At 21.9% G+C, this 18,803-nt stretch carries 19 protein-coding genes and 1 tRNA gene; 12 read left to right on the forward strand and 8 right to left on the reverse strand.

What is annotated here, in order from left to right:
• Window positions 1–4 precede the first annotated feature (4 nt).
• Entirely contained in the window at window positions 5–1,411 is a 1,407-nt protein-coding gene (locus H0H36_RS01095) for an anthranilate synthase component I family protein (protein ID WP_185869803.1), read from the reverse strand.
• 206 nt (window positions 1,412–1,617) lie between these two features.
• Here H0H36_RS01095 and H0H36_RS01100 point away from each other — a divergent pair, with 206 nt between their 5' ends.
• Genes H0H36_RS01100 through H0H36_RS01145 form a run of 10 tightly spaced genes read left to right on the forward strand, consistent with a single transcriptional unit; the run spans window position 1,618 to window position 12,937 of the window.
• Entirely contained in the window at window positions 1,618–3,297 is a 1,680-nt protein-coding gene (locus H0H36_RS01100; protein ID WP_185869804.1) for a putative porin, read from the forward strand.
• A gap of 33 nt (window positions 3,298–3,330) precedes the next feature.
• Entirely contained in the window at window positions 3,331–4,014 is a 684-nt protein-coding gene (locus H0H36_RS01105; protein ID WP_185869805.1) for a glycoside hydrolase family 73 protein, read from the forward strand.
• 28 nt (window positions 4,015–4,042) lie between these two features.
• Window positions 4,043–4,420, forward strand: coding sequence for a glycine cleavage system protein GcvH (gcvH, locus tag H0H36_RS01110; RefSeq protein ID WP_185869806.1), 378 nt, complete (start codon window positions 4,043–4,045; stop codon window positions 4,418–4,420).
• A 16-nt stretch (window positions 4,421–4,436) separates the two neighbouring features.
• Complete coding sequence (locus H0H36_RS01115; RefSeq protein ID WP_185869807.1) at window positions 4,437–6,665, forward strand: heavy metal translocating P-type ATPase; 2,229 nt, start codon at window positions 4,437–4,439, stop codon at window positions 6,663–6,665.
• 16 nt (window positions 6,666–6,681) lie between these two features.
• Window positions 6,682–6,831, forward strand: coding sequence for a cbb3-type cytochrome oxidase assembly protein CcoS (gene ccoS, locus H0H36_RS01120; RefSeq protein ID WP_185869808.1), 150 nt, complete (start codon window positions 6,682–6,684; stop codon window positions 6,829–6,831).
• Window positions 6,832–6,833: 2 nt separating this feature from the next.
• Window positions 6,834–9,023 (forward strand): cytochrome-c oxidase, cbb3-type subunit I, encoded by a 2,190-nt coding sequence (gene ccoN / locus H0H36_RS01125; protein WP_185869899.1) that lies wholly within the window; start codon window positions 6,834–6,836, stop codon window positions 9,021–9,023.
• A 3-nt stretch (window positions 9,024–9,026) separates the two neighbouring features.
• Window positions 9,027–9,239, forward strand: a complete 213-nt coding sequence (locus H0H36_RS01130) for a cytochrome oxidase (protein ID WP_185869809.1) — start codon at window positions 9,027–9,029, stop codon at window positions 9,237–9,239.
• 7 nt (window positions 9,240–9,246) lie between these two features.
• A complete protein-coding gene (locus tag H0H36_RS01135; RefSeq protein ID WP_185869810.1) occupies window positions 9,247–10,128 on the forward strand; it encodes a cbb3-type cytochrome c oxidase N-terminal domain-containing protein in 882 nt (293 codons plus the stop codon).
• Window positions 10,129–10,153: 25 nt separating this feature from the next.
• Window positions 10,154–10,603, forward strand: a complete 450-nt coding sequence (locus H0H36_RS01140; RefSeq protein WP_185869811.1) for a FixH family protein — start codon at window positions 10,154–10,156, stop codon at window positions 10,601–10,603.
• Window positions 10,604–10,651: 48 nt separating this feature from the next.
• Window positions 10,652–12,937 carry an NADP-dependent malic enzyme gene (locus H0H36_RS01145; RefSeq protein ID WP_185869812.1) on the forward strand — a complete coding sequence of 762 codons (2,286 nt, stop codon included), beginning with the start codon at window positions 10,652–10,654 and terminating at the stop codon, window positions 12,935–12,937.
• Here the strand turns inward: H0H36_RS01145 and murI are convergent.
• The 3 genes from murI to H0H36_RS01160 all read right to left on the reverse strand — a co-directional run bounded on the left by murI (window position 12,924) and on the right by H0H36_RS01160 (window position 14,148).
• On the reverse strand, window positions 12,924–13,742 hold the full coding sequence (gene murI, locus H0H36_RS01150) for a glutamate racemase (protein WP_185869813.1): 819 nt from the start codon (window positions 13,740–13,742) through the stop codon (window positions 12,924–12,926). The genes H0H36_RS01145 and murI overlap by 14 nt on opposite strands.
• 77 nt (window positions 13,743–13,819) lie before the next feature.
• A complete protein-coding gene (rpsT, locus tag H0H36_RS01155) occupies window positions 13,820–14,056 on the reverse strand; it encodes a 30S ribosomal protein S20 (protein ID WP_185869814.1) in 237 nt (78 codons plus the stop codon).
• A 20-nt stretch (window positions 14,057–14,076) separates the two neighbouring features.
• A tRNA-Glu gene (locus H0H36_RS01160) sits at window positions 14,077–14,148 on the reverse strand.
• Between the two features lie 209 nt (window positions 14,149–14,357).
• Between H0H36_RS01160 and H0H36_RS01165 the strand changes: the two genes are divergently transcribed.
• Window positions 14,358–14,837: a C40 family peptidase gene (locus tag H0H36_RS01165; protein WP_185869815.1), complete on the forward strand. Its 480-nt coding sequence runs from the start codon at window positions 14,358–14,360 to the stop codon at window positions 14,835–14,837.
• Here the strand turns inward: H0H36_RS01165 and H0H36_RS01170 are convergent.
• Genes H0H36_RS01170 through H0H36_RS01185 form a run of 4 tightly spaced genes read right to left on the reverse strand, consistent with a single transcriptional unit; the run spans window position 14,821 to window position 18,233 of the window.
• A complete protein-coding gene (locus H0H36_RS01170) occupies window positions 14,821–16,068 on the reverse strand; it encodes a 3-phosphoshikimate 1-carboxyvinyltransferase (RefSeq protein ID WP_185869816.1) in 1,248 nt (415 codons plus the stop codon). The genes H0H36_RS01165 and H0H36_RS01170 overlap by 17 nt on opposite strands.
• Window position 16,069: 1 nt before the next feature.
• Window positions 16,070–16,396 carry a MazG nucleotide pyrophosphohydrolase domain-containing protein gene (locus H0H36_RS01175; RefSeq protein ID WP_185869817.1) on the reverse strand — a complete coding sequence of 109 codons (327 nt, stop codon included), beginning with the start codon at window positions 16,394–16,396 and terminating at the stop codon, window positions 16,070–16,072.
• Window positions 16,393–17,361 carry a transketolase family protein gene (locus H0H36_RS01180; RefSeq protein ID WP_185869818.1) on the reverse strand — a complete coding sequence of 323 codons (969 nt, stop codon included), beginning with the start codon at window positions 17,359–17,361 and terminating at the stop codon, window positions 16,393–16,395. The genes H0H36_RS01175 and H0H36_RS01180 overlap by 4 nt, the downstream gene beginning before the upstream one ends.
• Window positions 17,362–17,369: 8 nt before the next feature.
• The gene (locus H0H36_RS01185) at window positions 17,370–18,233 is read right to left on the reverse strand and encodes a transketolase (protein WP_185869819.1); all 864 of its coding nucleotides are present in this window, start codon (window positions 18,231–18,233) and stop codon (window positions 17,370–17,372) included.
• Window positions 18,234–18,321: 88 nt separating this feature from the next.
• Here H0H36_RS01185 and smpB point away from each other — a divergent pair, with 88 nt between their 5' ends.
• Window positions 18,322–18,774 (forward strand): SsrA-binding protein SmpB, encoded by a 453-nt coding sequence (smpB, locus tag H0H36_RS01190; protein WP_185869820.1) that lies wholly within the window; start codon window positions 18,322–18,324, stop codon window positions 18,772–18,774.
• Window positions 18,775–18,803: the final 29 nt, after the last annotated feature.

Here is an 18,803-nt window from a genome sequence, read left to right on the forward strand (position 1 = left end):
AAATTCATATATTTTTAGCTAATTCTAAAGCTTTAAATAAAGCCATTAATTTATTATTCACTTCCTCTAATTCTTTTTTTTCTTTAGAATCAGAAACAATACCTGCACCAGCTTGAAAAAAAAGAGTATTATTTTTACTTAAAAAAGAACGAATAACTATAGCTGTATTGATATAAGAATTATTTAATCCAAAAAAACCAATAGCACCTCCATATATTCCTCTATGTTGATTCTCTATTTTATCTATTAATTCCATTGCTTTATATTTAGGAGCTCCTGAAAGAGTTCCAGCAGGAAAAGTATCACCAAACACTTTTATAAGTGATATATTATTTTCCAATTTTCCAGATACTTTAGATACCATATGTAATACATGAGAAAGAATTTGTATTTCTTTAAATATTTCTACTTTTACATCGGAAGAATTTTTACTTAAATCATTTCTAGCTAGATCTACTAACATAATGTGCTCTGCATTTTCTTTTGGATTATTTATAAGATTTTTAGATAACTTTTTATCTTTATTTTCAATATTTGATCTTCGTATAGTTCCTGCTATTGGATTAATATAGGCTATATGATTATTAACAACTAATTGTGATTCTGGAGAAGATCCAAATAATTTATAATTTCCATAATCAAAATAAAAAAGATATGAAGATGGATTTATAAATCGTAAAGCACGATATACATTAAATTCATCCCCTCTAAATTTTTGTTGAAATTGACGAGATAATACTATTTGAAATACATCACCACGTAAACATGCTTTTATTCCTTTAGATACCATTTTTTGGTATTCTATATCAGTAACATTTGAAGATCGATTTCCTATAGATTGAAATGGAAAAGATGGAAAATTTTTCTTTTTTATTAATTCAATTAAATGATTAATAGAAGTATCTTTTTTTTCAGAAAACTGATGTTCAATTAAATGCATCTCATTATGAAAATGATTAAATATAATTAAATTTTTATAAAATCCAAATCTTATTTGTGGTAAATTATATATTTTCTTAATAGGAGCATAAAATTTTATTTTTTCAAAATATTGAATACTATCATAAGATATATATCCATATAAACCAGAATAAAAAATTGAATAATTATCACTTGTAAATTTTTTAAAAAAATCTTCTATTAAATTTTGTATATCTAATTTATTTTTTATAAAAATATGTTTTTGAATCCAGTTTGGATATGATATTTTTAACACATTTTTATCTAGAATAAATTCAGAAACTGGATTAATACAAAGAATAGAAAAATTATTTTTGTAATTTTTATAATTAAAAGTTTCTAATAATAATGTTTTTGGAAAAAGATCTCTAAGTTTTAAATATAATTCTATTGGAGTAGTACTATCAGCTAAAATTTTTTTCTGAATAGTTCTAAAACTAAATTTGAACATCGTTCATGGTATTTTTACATGATGAAAAAAAAAGGCTGTCATAAAGACAAGCCAATATTGTTTGAGACAAACATATATCAATATGTATCTTGAAAGAATACCATTTTTTCTTTAGAAAGAAATGACATTAACCTTATGCAAATATAAATAAATTTTTTATATCTATAATTATAAATTCTAGTGTAATTTATAGTTAGTTTAATTATATGATAATATTAATTTTTTATTTTTTAACTTTTATTCATTCTATTATTATTACTACTATTTCTAATCATATAGAAAAAGAAGTAATTAATACAGAAAAAAAAATAAATATTTATTATCCTAATAATGAAGATTACAAATTTTGGACAGAAGAAAATGATTTTGAAAAAAAAATTTTAGATATAAAATCATTTTCTATAAAAAAATATTATTCTCAAAATTTTTTTAAAGATGATAGATTTATTATAAATAATATAAAAAATCATCAAAATAATATAAAAAAAATGTTTCTTTTTGAGGACCCTTTTTTTTCTTATAAAAAAATTAGATATTTTGATGTTAAAACTCCTATATCAGAAATATTTTATATAAATAATTCTTTTCAAGAAAAAGTATTAAGTGGTTTTTTTTCTAAAAATATAGATGAAAAAATTAATTATTCTATAGAATATAGAAATTTTTATCTTGCTAAAGATGAGTTTAATTTTGAAAATAAAAAAAATTTATTTTTAAGTACTTTTAATTATAAAAATGAGGATAAATATAAATTTTGGAGTCATTATATTCATCAAAAATTCGATATAATAAAAGAAAAAGAAAATACAATTTTAGATCAAAAAATATTTAATTATAATAGATTTTATGTTGGATTTTTAAAGAAATTTTTTTTTCCTTTAAAAAATTCATTTTTTTTAAAAAATTATATAGAATATTCTAAATTTCATTTTTATCAATTAAAAAATAAAATGAATCATTTTCATTTAAAAAATGGATTATTTTTAATTTTAAAAAAAAAAGAAAGTACTATAGAAGTAGGATCTATATTTAATAATAGAAATTATTTATCATTTTATGAATATAATAATAAAATGATTTCTAGAAAAAAAAATATAAATAATTTTTCGTTAGCAATGAAAATAAGTTATCCTATTAATAATATTTTAAAATTTCATTCAGATTTAAAATGGATGTCTAAAAAATATTATTATATAGAAGCCTTATTTAATACATATTTTGATAAAAAATTTCAATTTAATACTAAATTAAGTATTATTAAAAATGATAATAATTTTATAAATTTTTTGATTTTTAGAAATAATCATAATTATTATAAAAAACAAGAAAATAGATTATTTTTTGATACAGAAAAAACAATTAATTTTTCTTTTTTTTATAAAAAAAATTATAATATTATTTTTAAAATATCTAGATTAGAAAATTCTAATAATGAAATGAAAAATGATTTTAAACATTACAATAATGTTTATTTAATGTTTAATACAATACATAATATATGGAAATTTCAATTTAATAATATTTTTTTATATCATAAAACTAATTTAAATTCGTTAATTTTTGATGTACCAAATTTTTTATTAAGAAATACTATATTTTATAAGGATAATTATTTTAATAAAGCTTTATCTATGCAAACTGGTTTTTCTATTCAATATTTAAATAATTTTTTTTATAAAAAATATTCTTATCCCTTTGATTTATTTACTTTTTATAAAAAAGAAGAATGTTTTTCAAAAAAAATAGAAGAAGTTCCTTTTATAGATTATTTTATAAATTTTAAAATATATAGAATTATATTTTATTTCAATATTCAACAAAAAAATATTAATAATAATAAAAAATATTTTTTTAAAACTGGTTTTTTATGGAATCTTTTTACTTAGTATAAAATTAAGTATACTTTTTATTATAAAAAAATGAAAAATTTTTTTTATTTATTATTTTTTTTAATATCATTATCATTTTCTTTTTCTAAAGAAAAACAAAAAGTAGATAAAGAAAAAAATATAGAAAAAAATGTAATTGAATATATTAGAAAATACTCAATACTTGCTATTGAAGAAATGGAAAAATTCGGAATACCAGCTAGTATAAAATTAGGACAAGGAATATTAGAATCTTCTAGCGGAAATAGTATTTTATCAAAAGCGACAAATAATCATTTTGGTATTAAATGTGGAAAAAATTGGATGGGAGATGTTTATTATTATGATGATGATCTTCCTAAAGAATGTTTTAGAAAATATAATTCAATAAAGGATTCTTTTCTTGATCATTCTAAATTTTTGCAACAACCACGTTATTATAAATTATTTTCATTAAAAAAAAATGATTATCAATCTTGGGCTATAGAGTTAAAAAAAGCTGGATATGCTACATCTTTAAATTATTCAATTTTATTAATTAATAAAATAGAAGAATATCTATTATGGAAATTTGATGAAGAAACTTCTAAAGATATGAATAAAAGAATAGATTTATATATAAATTCTATCATAAGAAAAAATGAAACTAAAAAAAGAGATTATATTTTTAGAAAAATACGTTTTTTTTATAAAATATTTCTTTTAATTATAAAAAAATTTAAACTATACAAATAAATAAAAATTTAATTTTAAAAAAAAAAGTATGAATAATTTAAGGTATAGTAAAAATCATGAATGGATAAGATTAGAACAAAATGAAAAAAATAAAGCTTATATAGGAATAAGTACTTTTGCTAAAAAAGAGTTAGGAGATATTGTTTATTTAGATGTAGAAAATTCTATAATAGGAAAAGAAATAAAAGAAGGTAAGGTTTTTGGAACAATAGAAGCAGTAAAAACTGTTTCAGATTTATTTATGCCTGTTTCTGGTTATATTATTGAAATTAATAAAGAATTATTATCTAAACCAGAATTATTAAATAAAAATTCTTGGATTATACGAATCAAAATGTTAGATATTAAAGAATATAATAAATTAATGTCTTTAGAAGAGTATAAAAAATATACTACAATTATTTAGAATATATTTATTATTTATGACGAATAAAACTAAAAATTTTGATTTTTTAGATGAAAAAATTATTTCCGATAAATTAATAAATTTTAATCATGAAAACATTACTAGCGTTTGTTTTTTAATTCCTTCTATTCATTGTAGTTCTTGTGTTTTTATTTTAGAAAGTTTATCTAAATTTAATAAAAATATAATAGAATCTACTGTTGATTTTGCAAATAAAAAAATTTGTATAACATTTAATAACAAAAAATTAAAAATAAGTGATTTAGCTAAAATATTAAATAATATAGGTTATCAACCTTCTGTAAACTTTGAATCGGTAGAAAATAAAAAAAATAAAAATCTATTTGATAGAAAATTAGTTGGAAAACTAGCTATTTCTTTTTTTTGTTTTGGGAATATTATGCTTTTAGCTATTCCTGGATATGTAGGATCTTATAAAGAAGATCCATGGTTTATAAACAATAGATATTTTTTTCGTTATTTAATGTTAATTCTTTCTTTACCTGTTGTATCATTTTCTTTTTCAGATCATATAAAATATGCTATTTTAGGATTAAAAAAACATATTTTTAATATTGATGTACCAATTTCTATTGGAGTATTTATTCTTTTTATATGGAGTTGTTACGAAGTTTTTTTTGATTTAGGTTCTGGATATTTTGATAGTCTTTCTAGTTTTTCTTTATTTTTACTTATTAGTAAAATATTTAGAATTCATACACATAATAAGATTTTATCTTTTAATAAAGATTATAAATCTTTTTATCCTATTTCAGTAACAAAAATATATAAAAAAAATAAAAAAGAAGAAAAAATTTTGCTTTCTTCTTTAAAAAAAGGAGATATCATTTTAATTAGAAATGAAGAAATTATTCCTGTTGATTCTTTTTTAATAAAAGGAAACGCTGTATTAGATAATAGTTTTATAACAGGAGAATCTTATTTAATAAATAAAAAAATAGGAGATCGTATTTATGCTGGATCTAAACAAAAAGGAGAAGCAATATTTTTAAAAGTCATTAAAAATATGGATCATAGTTATCTTAGTTTATTATGGAATAAAAAAAAATCTATGGATAAAAATTTTTTTTATCTAAATTCTATATCTACTAGATTTAGTCAATATTTTACTCCTTCTATTTTAATTATTTCTATAATAACTGGATGTTTTTGGTTTTTTAATAAAAATATATCAAAAATGTTTCAAACTATTTGTTCCGTATTAATTGTTACTTGTCCTTGTGCTTTAGCACTTTCTACTCCGTTAGTATTTGGAAATATTATAAAATTTTTCTCTAAAAAAGGTTTTTATATAAAAGATATTTTTACAATGGAAAAAATATCTTCAATAAGAACTTTAATTTTTGATAAAACTGGTACTATAACTGATTCTAATAAAAATAAAATATTTTTTTTTGGAAAAAATCTTGATAAAAATGAAAAAAAAATTATAGCTTCTTTATTAAGAAATTCTATCCATCCTTTAAGTAAAAAGATACTATCTCAATTATCCGTACAAAATTTTTATTCTGTAAATAATTTTAAAGAAGAAATAGGTAAAGGATTAGAAGGAAAAATAAATAATATTTTAATTAAAATAGGATCTCCTAAATATTTAGGTATTACAATTAATAATAAAAATAAAACAATAGTTGCAGTTTCTATAAATAGAAAATTTTTAGGTTATTTTTTATTCAAAAATTATTATCGTAAAGGAATAAAAAAAATATTTCAAGATTTAAAAAAATATAAAATAGTTATTCTTTCTGGAGATAATAATGAATTAGAAAAAAAATATTTAAAATCTATTTTACCTAAATCAGGTAAAGTATTTTTTAGTCAAAGTCCAGAAGAAAAATTAAATTATGTTAAAAAATTACAAAAAACAGGGGAAAAAGTAATGATGTTTGGAGATGGAATTAATGATTGTTCTGCTTTAAATCAAAGTGAAGTAGGAGTTTCTATATCAGAAAATCCCACTGGATTTTTTCCTAGTTGTGATGCTTTTCTTCAATCTAATTGTTTAAATAGAATTTTTTTATTTTTAAAAATATCCAAAATATCTACAAAATTAGTAATTATTAATTTTGTAATTAGTTTATTTTATAATAGTATAGGAATATTATTTGCTGTTACTGGAAATTTAAATCCTTTTATAGCAGCTATTTTAATGCCTTTAAGTTCTTTTTCAGTCATTATATTTTCTATAATATCTACTTGGATAATTTCTTATAGGTTATTTTAATTATTAATTAAATTTTATGGATATATTAATTATTATGATATTATCTAGTATTTCTTTAGGGGCTTTGTTTCTTATATTTTTTTTAATTGCTCTTTATTCTGGTCAATTTGATGATTGTGAATCTTATAAAGTTAGGATTTTAATTGATGATATTGAAACAAATTAATGATGAAATTAAAAATATCTTATTATAACAATCGTATTGTAAAAGCATTTTTATATGCTACAATTTTTTGGGCTTTTATTGGTTTTTTAGCTGGATTATTTATAGCTATTCTATTATTTTATCCTGAATTACCAGAATTTTTTTTTGGAAAAAATTTAAAAAATTCTCAAGGAATAATGGGTTTCGGAAGATGGAGAATGCTACATACAAGTACTACTATTTTCGCTTTTGTAGGAAACGTTATTTTTACAGGATACTATTATTCATTACAACGTTTATTAAAAACTAGAATTTTTAGTGATATACTTAGTTGGATTCATTTTTGGGGATGGCAAATATTTATTTTATCTACTTGGATTACTTTTTTGTTAGGAATAAATACAAGTAAAGAATATGCTGAACATGAATGGCCTATAGATATAGGTATTTTTATTATTTGGTTGATTTATGGTATAAATATGATAGGAAGTATTTTAAAAAGAAGAATTAAACATTTATATGTTAGCATATGGTTTTTATTAGGAACATGGGTAGCTGTAGCTATGTTACATTTATTTAATAATTTAGAATTACCCATATCTCTTTTATCTTTTAAAAGTTATTCTATATATGCTGGAGTTCAAGATGCATTAATGCAATGGTGGTATGGACATAATGCAGTAGCTTTTATTTTAACTACTCCTATACTTGGTCTAATGTATTATTTTGTACCGAAAGCTTCTAATCAACCTATTTATTCTTATAAATTATCTATTATACATTTTTGGTCTTTAATATTTATATACATTTGGGCAGGTCCTCATCATTTAATGTATACTTCACTTCCTAATTGGTCTCAAGTATTGGGTACCGTTTTTTCAATAATGTTAATTGCTCCCTCTTGGGGAGGAATGTTGAATGGATTATTAACTTTAAGAGGGTCTTGGAATAAAATGAAAAAAAATCCTGTTTTAAAGTTTTTTGTAGTAAGTATTGTATGTTATGGTATGGCTACATTTGAAGGACCTATGTTAGCTACTAAAACTTTGAATTCAATCGGTCATTTTACAGATTGGGTTATCGCACATGTTCATTTAGGTACTTTAGGATGGAATGGTTTTATGGCTTTTGGAATAATTTATTGGTTAATACAAAAAATATGGAATACAAAATTATATTCTATATCATTAGCTAATTTACATTTTTGGTTAGGAGTAATAGGTATTATATTATATATTTTTCCTATGTATTTTGGATCTATATTACAATCGATTATGTGGAAAAAATTTAATCCTGATGGAACTTTAACTTACAAAAATTTTTTAGATTCTGTTTTATCTATTATTCCGTTTTATAAAATAAGGTTTGCAGGAGGACTTTTTTATTTTTTAGGTTTTGTTTTAATGATTTTTAATATTATTAAAACAATTAATAAAGGATATTCATTTAATAATGAAGAATTTAAATATTTTTCTTCATATGAAAATATGAAATATAAAAATGAAAAATTTCATAGTTGGTTAGAAAGAAAACCCGTACAATTAACTATTTTATCTTTTGTAGCTGTAGCTATTGGAGGATTTATAGAAATAATTCCTACTTTAGTTATTAAATCTAATATTCCTACTATTCATTCTGTAAAACCTTATAAAGCTCTTGAATTAGAAGGAAGAGATTTATTTGTAAGAGAAGGTTGTAATGCTTGTCATAGTGCACAAGTTCGTCCATTTAGAGATGAAGTTGTTCGTTATGGAGAATATTCTAAAGCAGGAGAATTTGTATATGATCATCCATTTCTTTGGGGATCAAAACGTACTGGTCCAGATTTAGCTAGAGAAGGAGGTAAAAATCCTAATTCTTGGCATTATAATCATATGTATAATCCTCGTTATACTTCTCCTGGATCTATTATGCCAAGATATCCATGGTTAATTTATAACAAATTAGATAGATCTAATACAGAAAAAAAAATCAAAGCAATGATTAAATTAGGAGTTCCATATACTGTAAAATATGTTAAAAATATTTATAAAGATATGGATGAACAAGCAAATAAAATAGTATTTGATATTTATAATGAATATCCAAATTTAAAAAAAGAAATAAATAGACAAAAAGAAATAGATAAAGATAAATTTATTCCATTAGAAAAAAGAGAAATTATAGCATTAATTGCTTATTTACAACGTTTAGGAACAGATATTAAATCTTAAATAATGATAAAATTTTTTAAACAATATTTTTCTGGAGAAAAAAATGTAGGAATTTTTCAATCTATTATGTTAATTTTATTCTTTTTATTTTTTTTATTTATTTTATTATTTGTTTTTTTTAAATCTAAAAAATATTATAGAAAATTAAGTTTAATTCCTTTAGATTCTAAAGAACCTTTAGATTCTAAAGAACCTTTAGAATCTAATAAAAAATAAATATCTAATGAGGTCTAAGATTTCATCTTTTATTATGATATCTTCTATTTTATCTGTTATAGGATTTATGTTGTATGTATTTCTTATAAGTTATAATCAGATGTCTTATTTAGTCCATCCTATTACAATACTTTTTTTTATTACTACTATAATATTATTGTTTATTTTAGAATCTATTAACAACTTAATTTTTAAAAAAAAATTACAATCTCTTTCTGAAGAAGAAAAAAAAATAATTTTAGAAGAAAATGAAGGAAATTATTTGTATAGATTATACAAATTTTTATTTTATGATGATAAAAAAAATTCTATTGTTAAAAAAATAGATCATGGATTTGATGGAATAATAGAGTTAGATAATAAATTACCAATGTGGTGGATTCATTTATTTTGTCTTACAATTATTTTTTCTATAGTTTATTTTTTTTCTTATTTATTAATTGATTTTTCTAATCCTTATAAGGAATACGATGTTTTTTATAAAAATCAATTAAAAGAAATTGAAATTTTTGAAAAAAATACACCACAAGTAACTATAGAAAAGGCTTCGTTTAAAGAAAGTTTAATTGATAATGGTAAAATTCTTTTTGAAGAAAATTGTGCAACTTGTCATAAATCAGATGGAAGTGGAAATATAGGACCTAATTTAACAGATGATTATTGGATAAATATAGTTGATAAAGATAAATTTAAAAACATATTTTCTATAATATGGAATGGAAGTAATAATAATCCAACTATGCGTGCTTTTGGAAAATCAGGAGAAATTAAAGGAAATGACATTGAAAAAATATCTAGTTATGTTTATTTTATAAATAAAAAAATTAAAAAACCTTTAAAACATAAAGATCCTCAAGGATCAAAAGTTGTAGAATGGAGCAAAATATAAATTCTAAGTATAAAAAAATTTTATTATGAAAATAAAATTTAATTGGGATACAGGAATTGTATTATCTTTGGTTATTTTTATAACCTTTATTATTTATATTACTTTTTTTTTCCCACATGTAGGAAGTGAATTAGTATCGGATAAATATTATGAAGAAGAAATAAAATATCAAGAAATTATAAATGAAAGAAAAAATGCATTGAAACTTCCTAAAAAAATAAAAGTTTACATTTTATCTTATGGAATAAAAATAATATTTCCATCTATTAATAATATTAATAATAATATTAATGGTTTTTTTACTTTGTTTAGATCTTCTTCTAAAAATTTAGATTATTCAAAAACTTTTAAATTAAATAAAAATAAAATATTATTTATTCCTAAAAAATTTCTTAAAAAAGGATATTATAAACTTATAATTAGGTGGAAATCGGATAAAAAATATTTTTTTGAAGAAGATTTATTTTGGAAATAAATAAACCTTTATTTTTTTTCATAATTTAATATTTTAATATAATGCATAATGAGAAAAAACATAAATAATTTTCGTGATGAATCTTTAAATTATCATAGTCAATTTCCTTCTGGAAAAATACAAATAACTCCTACAAAAAAATATAGTAGTCAAAGAGATTTATCTCTTGCATATTCTCCAGGAGTAGCAGAGCCTTGTAAAGAAATAGCACGTTCTTCTAGAAAAGTATATAAATATACGGCTAAAGGAAATCTTGTAGCCGTAATTACCAATGGATCAGCTGTATTAGGTCTTGGAGATATTGGAGCCTTAGCTTCTAAACCAGTAATGGAAGGTAAAGCTCTTTTATTTAAAATATTTTCTGGTATTGATGTTTTTGATATAGAAATAAACGAATCTAATCCAGAAAAATTTATAGAAACAGTAAAAGCTATTGCTCCAACTTTTGGAGGTATCAATTTAGAAGATATAAAAGCTCCAGAAGCTTTTGAAATAGAAAGAAGATTAAAAAAAGAATTAGATATTCCTGTAATGCATGATGATCAACATGGAACAGCTATTATTTCAGGAGCAGCATTGCTTAATGCTATTAACTATGTTGGAAAAAAAATACAAGAAATAAAAATGGTAGTAAATGGAGCTGGTGCTGCTGCTATTTCTTGTACAAGGACATATAAACAATTAGGAGTAAATCCTAAAAATATTATTATGTTTGATAGCAAAGGATTATTACATACTTCAAGAACTGATTTAAATAAAGAAAAAAAAGAATTTGCTGTAAACACTTTACCAACTATTCTAAAATTAGAAGAAGCTATTAAAAATGTAGATGTTTTTATTGGTTTATCTATAGGTGGAATATTAACCGTAGATATGTTAAAAAGTATGGGTAAAAATCCTATTGTTTTTGCTATGGCCAACCCAGATCCTGAAATAGATTATAATTTAGCTATAAAAATACGTCCAGATGTTATCATGGCTACTGGAAGAAGCGATTATCCTAATCAAGTAAATAATGTTTTAGGATTTCCTTATATTTTTAGAGGAGCATTAGATGTTCATGCTAGTGTTATTAATGATGAAATGAAATTAGCAGCAGTATATGCTATTGCTTCTTTAGCAAAAGAACCTGTTCCGGAACAAGTAAATATTGTTTATAATAAAAAAAATATTTCGTTTGGAAAAGATTATATAATTCCAAAACCTTTTGATAATAGATTAATTACTCGTGTTGCTCCTGCTGTAGCTCAAGCTGCTATGAATTCTGGAGTAGCAAGAAATCCCATTTCCGATTGGAAAATATATAAAGAAAAATTACTTGATAGAATGGGATATGAAAGTAAAATGCTTAGAATGATACAAAATAGAGCACGTACTAATCCTAAAAAAATTGTTTTTTGTAATGGAGAAGAGTATGATGTTCTTAAATCAGTACAAATTCTTAGTGAAGAAGGCATTGTTTCTATTCCTATTGTATTAGGTAATGAAGATCGTATTAAACGTATAATGAATGAAAATAATTTATATATTGAATTATTGAAAATTATAGATCCAGAGAAAGAAGAAAATATAAAAAAAGTAGAGTTTTATGCTAAAATTCTTTGGAAAAGAAGAAATAGAAAAGGCTTAACTTTATATGATTCTAAAATTAGAATGCGTACTAATGATCATTTTGGTGCTATGATGGTAGATCAAGGAGAAGCAGATGCCGTAATTACAGGATATTCCAGAAGTTTTTCATTAAGTTTACGTCCTATGTTAGAAGTTATAGGAATAGAAGATTCTGTTTATAAAGCCGCAGGTATGATGATTTTATTAACAAAACGTGGACCATTATTTTTAGCGGATACAGCTGTTATTCCAGATCCAACAAGTGAAGAATTAGCTAAGATAGCGATTATGACCTCTCATGTAGTTAGAGAATTTGATATTGAACCACGTATAGCTATATTATCTTTTCAAAATTTTTCATCAAATTCTAAAACATCTTATAAAGTTTCTCAAACAGTATCTTTTTTACATAAAAAATATCCAAATTTAATTGTTGATGGAGAATTACAACCTGATTTTGCTTTAAATGAATTTTTATTAGCTAGTAAATTTCCATTTTCTAAACTTGTTAAAAAAAGAGCAAATATTTTTATTTTTCCTAATTTAGAATCAGGAAATTTAACTTATAAATTTATTAGAGGAATGGGAGAGGTTCAAACTATTGGTCCTGTAATGTTAGGAATGAGAAAACCTGCACATGTTATGCAAATGCAATCTAGTATAGAAGAAATAGTAAATTTAGCTACTCTTTCTGTAATAGATGCACAAATTAGATCCAATTAAAAGAATGTGTTTTAATGAATACATTTTTACCGAAAAGTGTTCGCACTTTTTTTTCGAAAAAACTTGGTATATAACTAGATGTATAAAAAATAGGAATTTTATTATAATTTGGATAAATACATAATAATTTTTTTTTGTTAAGTTGTTTTTTTATTTCTTGTACCACTATTTTTTGTATATCAATTAAATGAACTTTTCCATGAAAAAAATTTTCTATTTCTTGTTTAAAAAATAAATAATGAGTACAAGCTAATAATAATCTATCTATAGATTTTAATTGTAAAAAATTTAAATAATATTTTATAACATTATTTATTTTTTCTATATTATCACCTTTTTCTATAATAGGAGCTAATAAAGAAGTAGATATTTTAATAATATCTAAATGATGATAATATTTTTTTATTTTTTCTATATAAAAATTTGAACGTATAGTAGCTGGTGTTGCAATTATTCCTATTCTTTTAGAAGAAAGAAAAATATTGTTTTTTATCACAGGATCTATAACATTAAATATTAATATTTTTTTATGAAATTTTTCTTTAATAACATCCAAAGCATTGGAAGCTATAGAATTACATGCTATTACTAAAGCTTTACATTTTTTTTTATAGAGAAAAGAAACTATTTTCATAGAATGATCTATGATAAAATTTTTAGATTTATCTCCATAAGGCATATTTATAGTATCTCCGAAATAAATAAAATATTCATTAGGCATCTGAATTTTAATTTCTTTAGCTATAATAAGACCTCCAATTCCAGAATCAAATATTCCTATTGGAGATAAGGAATTTATTTTCATATAAATATAAAATTATATATTAATAAAATATCTAATCTATTAAATTGATATAAAATAAATTAATAACTAAAAAAAATTTAAATAAATAATTTTTTACTTAATTGTCTTTTAAATCTAGCTGCTTTATTCATATGTATAATATTTCTTTTAGATAATTTATCTATCATAGAAATTATTTTAGAATATTTTTCTTTATTTCCATCTTTTAACAATTTTTTTATAGCAGTTCTTGCACTTTTATATACATATTTATTACGTAAGCGTTTAGTATTATTTTGTCTAATTCTTTTTATAGAAGATAAATTATTTGCCATAAAAAATAAATTTTTATTTATAGCCCATAGGGGAATCGAACCCCTCTTTCCAGGATGAAAACCTGACGTCCTAACCAATAGACGAATGGGCCTTTAAAAAAGAACTCAAAATTTACAAATTAAATTTTTTTTGTATTTAATACAAGTATTTTATTTACATTTGAAAATATCTTTTCTTTTTTTTATCATTTATATTTTTTAATTCAAAGTAAAAATAGTACTTATTATAAATAAATTTTTTTTACTTATTATTTTTTGTTATCATTTTTTTTCTATTTCATTTTCATTGCATGGAGAAAATATGAAATATAAAAAAAAGTATGAAAAAATTTTTTTTAGAAAAAAGAATAAATCAAAAAATTATTTAAAATTTTTAAAAAAAGAATTTTTTAAAAGAAAAGAATTTCTTATAGAAAAAGCTAAAGATTATATGTATTCTCCATATTTATATGGAGGTGAAACTAAAACAGGAATAGATTGTTCTGCTTTTATAAAAAATGTATTTGCATCTTACAAAATAACTTTACCTCGTATTTCTTATAATCAAGCCAAAAAAGGTTTTTTTGTCCCTAAAAAAAAAATAGAAAAAGGTGATTTATTATTTTTTGCAACAGGATCATCTAAAAAAATAAATCATGTAGGTATGGTTATTTATGTGAATCCTAATAACATATTTTTTATTCATGCATCTACATCTAATGGCGTAATTATATCTCAATTATACCAAAAATATTGGAATAATAGATTTGTTACAGCAAGAAGAATTATTTATCCGTCATAAAATCGATTGAAAATCCTAAATATTTTAAATCTTCCCAAAAATTTGGATATGATTTTTCTACTACATTTGGATTTTCTATTTGTAAATAAGGATAGCATAATCCAAAAGAAGAAAAAGACATAGCCATTCTATGATCTTGATAAGTTTTTATTCTTATAAAAGAACTTATTTTTTTTTGAAAAAAATCTGTTATTTCTAAACAAGAATTAGTAATTTTTATAATTACTCCTAACTTTAAAAGTTCTTCTTTTAATGCTTGTAATCTATCTGTTTCCTTAATTCTTAAGGTTTCTAATCCTTTTAAATTACATTTAATTCCAAGAGAAGCACAAGTAACAGCAATAGTTTGAGCAATATCAGGTGTTTTATTTAAATCTAATTCTATAAATTTTGGTAGAGAAAAATTAAATTTTTTATTCAATATTATTTTATTGTTATTAAAAATTGTGGAAACACCAAAATATTCTTCATATATAGAAGAGATATCACTATCTCCTTGTAAACTATCACTTTTATATGAATATAAAGTTATATTACTATTTTTTGCTATAGAAGACATTGAATAATAGTAAGAAGCAGAACTCCAATCAGATTCTATATAAAATATTTTTTTACCTTCTTTTTTTCCTGGAAATATATGAATTATATCATTATTCCAATAAATTTTTATACCAGCTAAAGTTAGTAACTTAAAAGTCATTTTAATATATGGAATAGATGTAATATTTTCTTTTAAAAAAATTTTAAGTCCCATATCAAATTTACTAGCTATCAACATTAGAGAACTGATGTACTGACTACTAATTTTGGCGTTTATATTAATTACACCTCCTAAAATTTTTTTTCCAAATATTTTTATTGGAGGATATCCATCTTTTTCAAGATAAAATATTTTTGCTCCTAATTCTCTTAAAGCTTTTACCAATATAAAAATTGGTCTTTCTTTCATTCTATTTGATCCTGTTAACACTATTTCCTTTCCTTCTTGTATAGAAAAATAAGAAGTTAAAAAACGCATAGCCGTTCCTGCATGATGAATATTTAATATATTGGAAGTACTAATTAAACTATTTTTTAATATTTCTGTATCTTCACAATTAGAAATATTTTGAATATGAATATCTTTATAAAGAGCATTTAAAATTAAAAGACGATTAGATACACTTTTAGATCCTGTTATAGATATTGAACCATATAGTGATTTTATATTTTTATAAATATTAATATACATATTACTTCAATTTTTTATTTTCATGATGTCTTATATGATCTCTTATTGTTTTTTCTCTTAATTTTTTATTAAAAGATTCTTCTAAATCAATTCCTGTTTGGTTAGCTAAACAAATTATAATAAATAAAACATCAGATAATTCTTTTCCAAGATCTTTATTTTGTTTATTCTTTTTTTTAGATTGTTCTCCATAATTTCTAGCTATAATACTGGAAACTTCTCCTACTTCTTCTGATAAAAGTATAGTATTTGTTAATACATCAAAATAACGAACACCATGAGTGATTATCCAATTATGAACTAGTTTTTGTATATTTTTTATTTTCAAAATTTTTTTTTATTATTTAATAATGTCTTTACCTTATTTATAATAGAATTTCTATCAATATTATATTTTTTTAAAAGTTCTATTGGTTTTCCGCTTTCTCCAAAAGTATCATTAACGGCGACGAAACCTTGAGGTATAAAACATTTATTAGAAGTAAGAATTCTTGCTACACTTTCTCCTAAACCACCCCAATAATTATGTTCTTCTGCAGTAAGAACACATTTTGTTTTAATAACAGATTCTAAAATTTTTTTTTCATCTAATGGTTTTATTGTATGAACATTAATTATTTCACATTCTATACCTTCATTATTATATAAAATTCTAGAAGCTTCTATAGATTCCCATACTAAATGTCCTGTACTTATAATAGTAATATCTTTTCCTTTCGTTAAAATAATTGCTTTACCTATTTCAAATGTTTTATTTATATCTGTAAAATTAGCTACAGAAGGACGTCCAAAACGTAAATAAACTGGACCAAAATAATTTGATATAGCTAAAGTAGCTGCATAAGTTTGATTATAATCACAAGTATTAATAACAGTCATTCCTGGTAACATTTTCATCATTCCTATATCTTCTAAACTTTGATGAGTGGCTCCATCTTCACCTAAAGTCAAACCGGAATGAGAAGCACATATTTTTACATTTTTATAAGAATAAGAAATAGATTGACGTATTTGATCATATACACGAGATGTAGAAAAATTAGCAAATGTTCCAGTAAATGGGATATAATCTCCAATACTAAGTCCAGCAGCTATACCAATCATGTTAGCTTCTGCTATTCCTATTTGAAAAAATCTTTCAGGAAATTCTTTAGAGAATTGTGTCATAAATAAAGAGTTAGTAAGATCTGCGCATAATGCTACTACTTTTTTATTTTTTTTTCCTAAAAATGATAAAGCATCTCCAAATCCAGCTCTAGTTTCTTTTAATCCTTTATTCTGATATTTTTTCATAATTTTTACTATTTTATAGGATAATCTCCTAAAGGAGTTATAGGTATTTGACTTAAAGCATTATCCAATTCTTCTTTATTAGGATATTTACCATGCCATGCATTATTATCTACCATAAAATCTACTCCATATCCCATTTTAGTATATAGTATAATTAAAATTGGATATCCTTTTTTAGTTTCATTTTTAGCTTTTTTTAAAACATTAATAACTTTTTCAATATTGTTACCTTCCAATTCTTCAATAACTTTCCAATCAAAAGATTCAAATTTTTTCTTTAAATTTCCTAAAGGTAAAACTTCATTTGTACTTCCATCTATTTGTTGTCCATTATAATCTACAGTGGCTATATAATTATCTATATTTTTAGAACCAGCATATAAAGCTGCTTCCCATATTTGTCCTTCATTCAATTCTCCATCTCCATGTAAACTATAAATAATATTATCAAATTCTTTATTTAATTTTTTTGATAAAGCTGCTCCAATAGAAACAGACATTCCTTGTCCTAAAGAACCAGAAGAAATTCGTATTCCAGGTAATTTTCTATGTACAGAGGGGTGACCTTGTAAACGTGAATTTAATTTTCTAAAAGAAGATAATTCCTTTATAGAGAAAAAACCAGATCTAGATAATACACTATAATAGACAGGGGATATATGTCCATTAGATAGAAAAAAAAGATCTTCTCCTTTTCCATTCATAGAAAATTCTTTTGGATTATAATGCATTATTTTTTGATATAAAGCAACAAAATATTCCGTACAACCTAAAGAACCACCAGGATGTCCTGATTTTGCGTCATTAGTCATACGGAGTATATCTCTTCTTACTTGAAAACAAAAATCCTTTAAATAACGTTCTTCATTCATTTTTTATTTTTTTTAAAACAAAATTTCAATCTTATTATATTTTCGTATTTTCGTTTAAATATTTCACAAAAATAATAATTAATTATTTATGAGTATTATTAATAGAAAAGCAAAATTTCAATATTATTTTTTAGATTATTATATAGCTGGAATACAATTATTTGGTACAGAAGTTAAATCTATAAGACAAAAAACAGTTAATATAACAGAAAGTTTTTGTCAAATGAAAAATGGAGAATTATATTCTATTAATATGTATATATCTGAATATAAATTTGGAACAAATTTTAATCATTCAAGCAGAAGAGAAAGAAAATTATTACTTAATAAAAAAGAATTAATTAAAATTAATAAAAAATTAAAAACTTCAGGATTAACTATTATTCCTATAGAATTATTTTTTAATGAAAAAGGATATGTAAAAATGAAAATAGTTTTAGCTAAAGGAAAAAAAATATATGATAAACGTGAATTTTTGCGAAAAAAAGATTCAATTAGGGAGATTGAAAAATCTTTCAAAAGAAAAAAAAATTTTATTTAATGTATTTAATTTAATTATTTGAAATTAAA

The sequence above is a fragment of the Blattabacterium cuenoti genome (genome assembly GCF_014252395.1).
GTDB classification, from domain to species: domain Bacteria; phylum Bacteroidota; class Bacteroidia; order Flavobacteriales; family Blattabacteriaceae; genus Blattabacterium; species Blattabacterium cuenoti_AA.

Excerpts from the sequence above, each read along its gene's own strand:
- H0H36_RS01095 (WP_185869803.1), bottom strand. The coding sequence starts at position 1,411 with ATGTTCAAATTTAGTTTTAGAACTATTCAGAAAAAAATTTTAGCTGAT.
- H0H36_RS01100 (WP_185869804.1), top strand. The coding sequence starts at position 1,618 with ATGATAATATTAATTTTTTATTTTTTAACTTTTATTCATTCTATTATT.
- H0H36_RS01105 (WP_185869805.1), top strand. The coding sequence starts at position 3,331 with ATGAAAAATTTTTTTTATTTATTATTTTTTTTAATATCATTATCATTT.
- gcvH (WP_185869806.1), top strand. The coding sequence starts at position 4,043 with ATGAATAATTTAAGGTATAGTAAAAATCATGAATGGATAAGATTAGAA.
- H0H36_RS01115 (WP_185869807.1), top strand. The coding sequence starts at position 4,437 with ATGACGAATAAAACTAAAAATTTTGATTTTTTAGATGAAAAAATTATT.
- ccoS (WP_185869808.1), top strand. The coding sequence starts at position 6,682 with ATGGATATATTAATTATTATGATATTATCTAGTATTTCTTTAGGGGCT.
- ccoN (WP_185869899.1), top strand. The coding sequence starts at position 6,834 with ATGAAATTAAAAATATCTTATTATAACAATCGTATTGTAAAAGCATTT.
- H0H36_RS01130 (WP_185869809.1), top strand. The coding sequence starts at position 9,027 with ATGATAAAATTTTTTAAACAATATTTTTCTGGAGAAAAAAATGTAGGA.
- H0H36_RS01135 (WP_185869810.1), top strand. The coding sequence starts at position 9,247 with ATGAGGTCTAAGATTTCATCTTTTATTATGATATCTTCTATTTTATCT.
- H0H36_RS01140 (WP_185869811.1), top strand. The coding sequence starts at position 10,154 with ATGAAAATAAAATTTAATTGGGATACAGGAATTGTATTATCTTTGGTT.
- H0H36_RS01145 (WP_185869812.1), top strand. The coding sequence starts at position 10,652 with ATGAGAAAAAACATAAATAATTTTCGTGATGAATCTTTAAATTATCAT.
- murI (WP_185869813.1), bottom strand. The coding sequence starts at position 13,742 with ATGAAAATAAATTCCTTATCTCCAATAGGAATATTTGATTCTGGAATT.
- rpsT (WP_185869814.1), bottom strand. The coding sequence starts at position 14,056 with ATGGCAAATAATTTATCTTCTATAAAAAGAATTAGACAAAATAATACT.
- H0H36_RS01165 (WP_185869815.1), top strand. The coding sequence starts at position 14,358 with ATGAAATATAAAAAAAAGTATGAAAAAATTTTTTTTAGAAAAAAGAAT.
- H0H36_RS01170 (WP_185869816.1), bottom strand. The coding sequence starts at position 16,068 with ATGTATATTAATATTTATAAAAATATAAAATCACTATATGGTTCAATA.
- H0H36_RS01180 (WP_185869818.1), bottom strand. The coding sequence starts at position 17,361 with ATGAAAAAATATCAGAATAAAGGATTAAAAGAAACTAGAGCTGGATTT.
- H0H36_RS01185 (WP_185869819.1), bottom strand. The coding sequence starts at position 18,233 with ATGAATGAAGAACGTTATTTAAAGGATTTTTGTTTTCAAGTAAGAAGA.
- smpB (WP_185869820.1), top strand. The coding sequence starts at position 18,322 with ATGAGTATTATTAATAGAAAAGCAAAATTTCAATATTATTTTTTAGAT.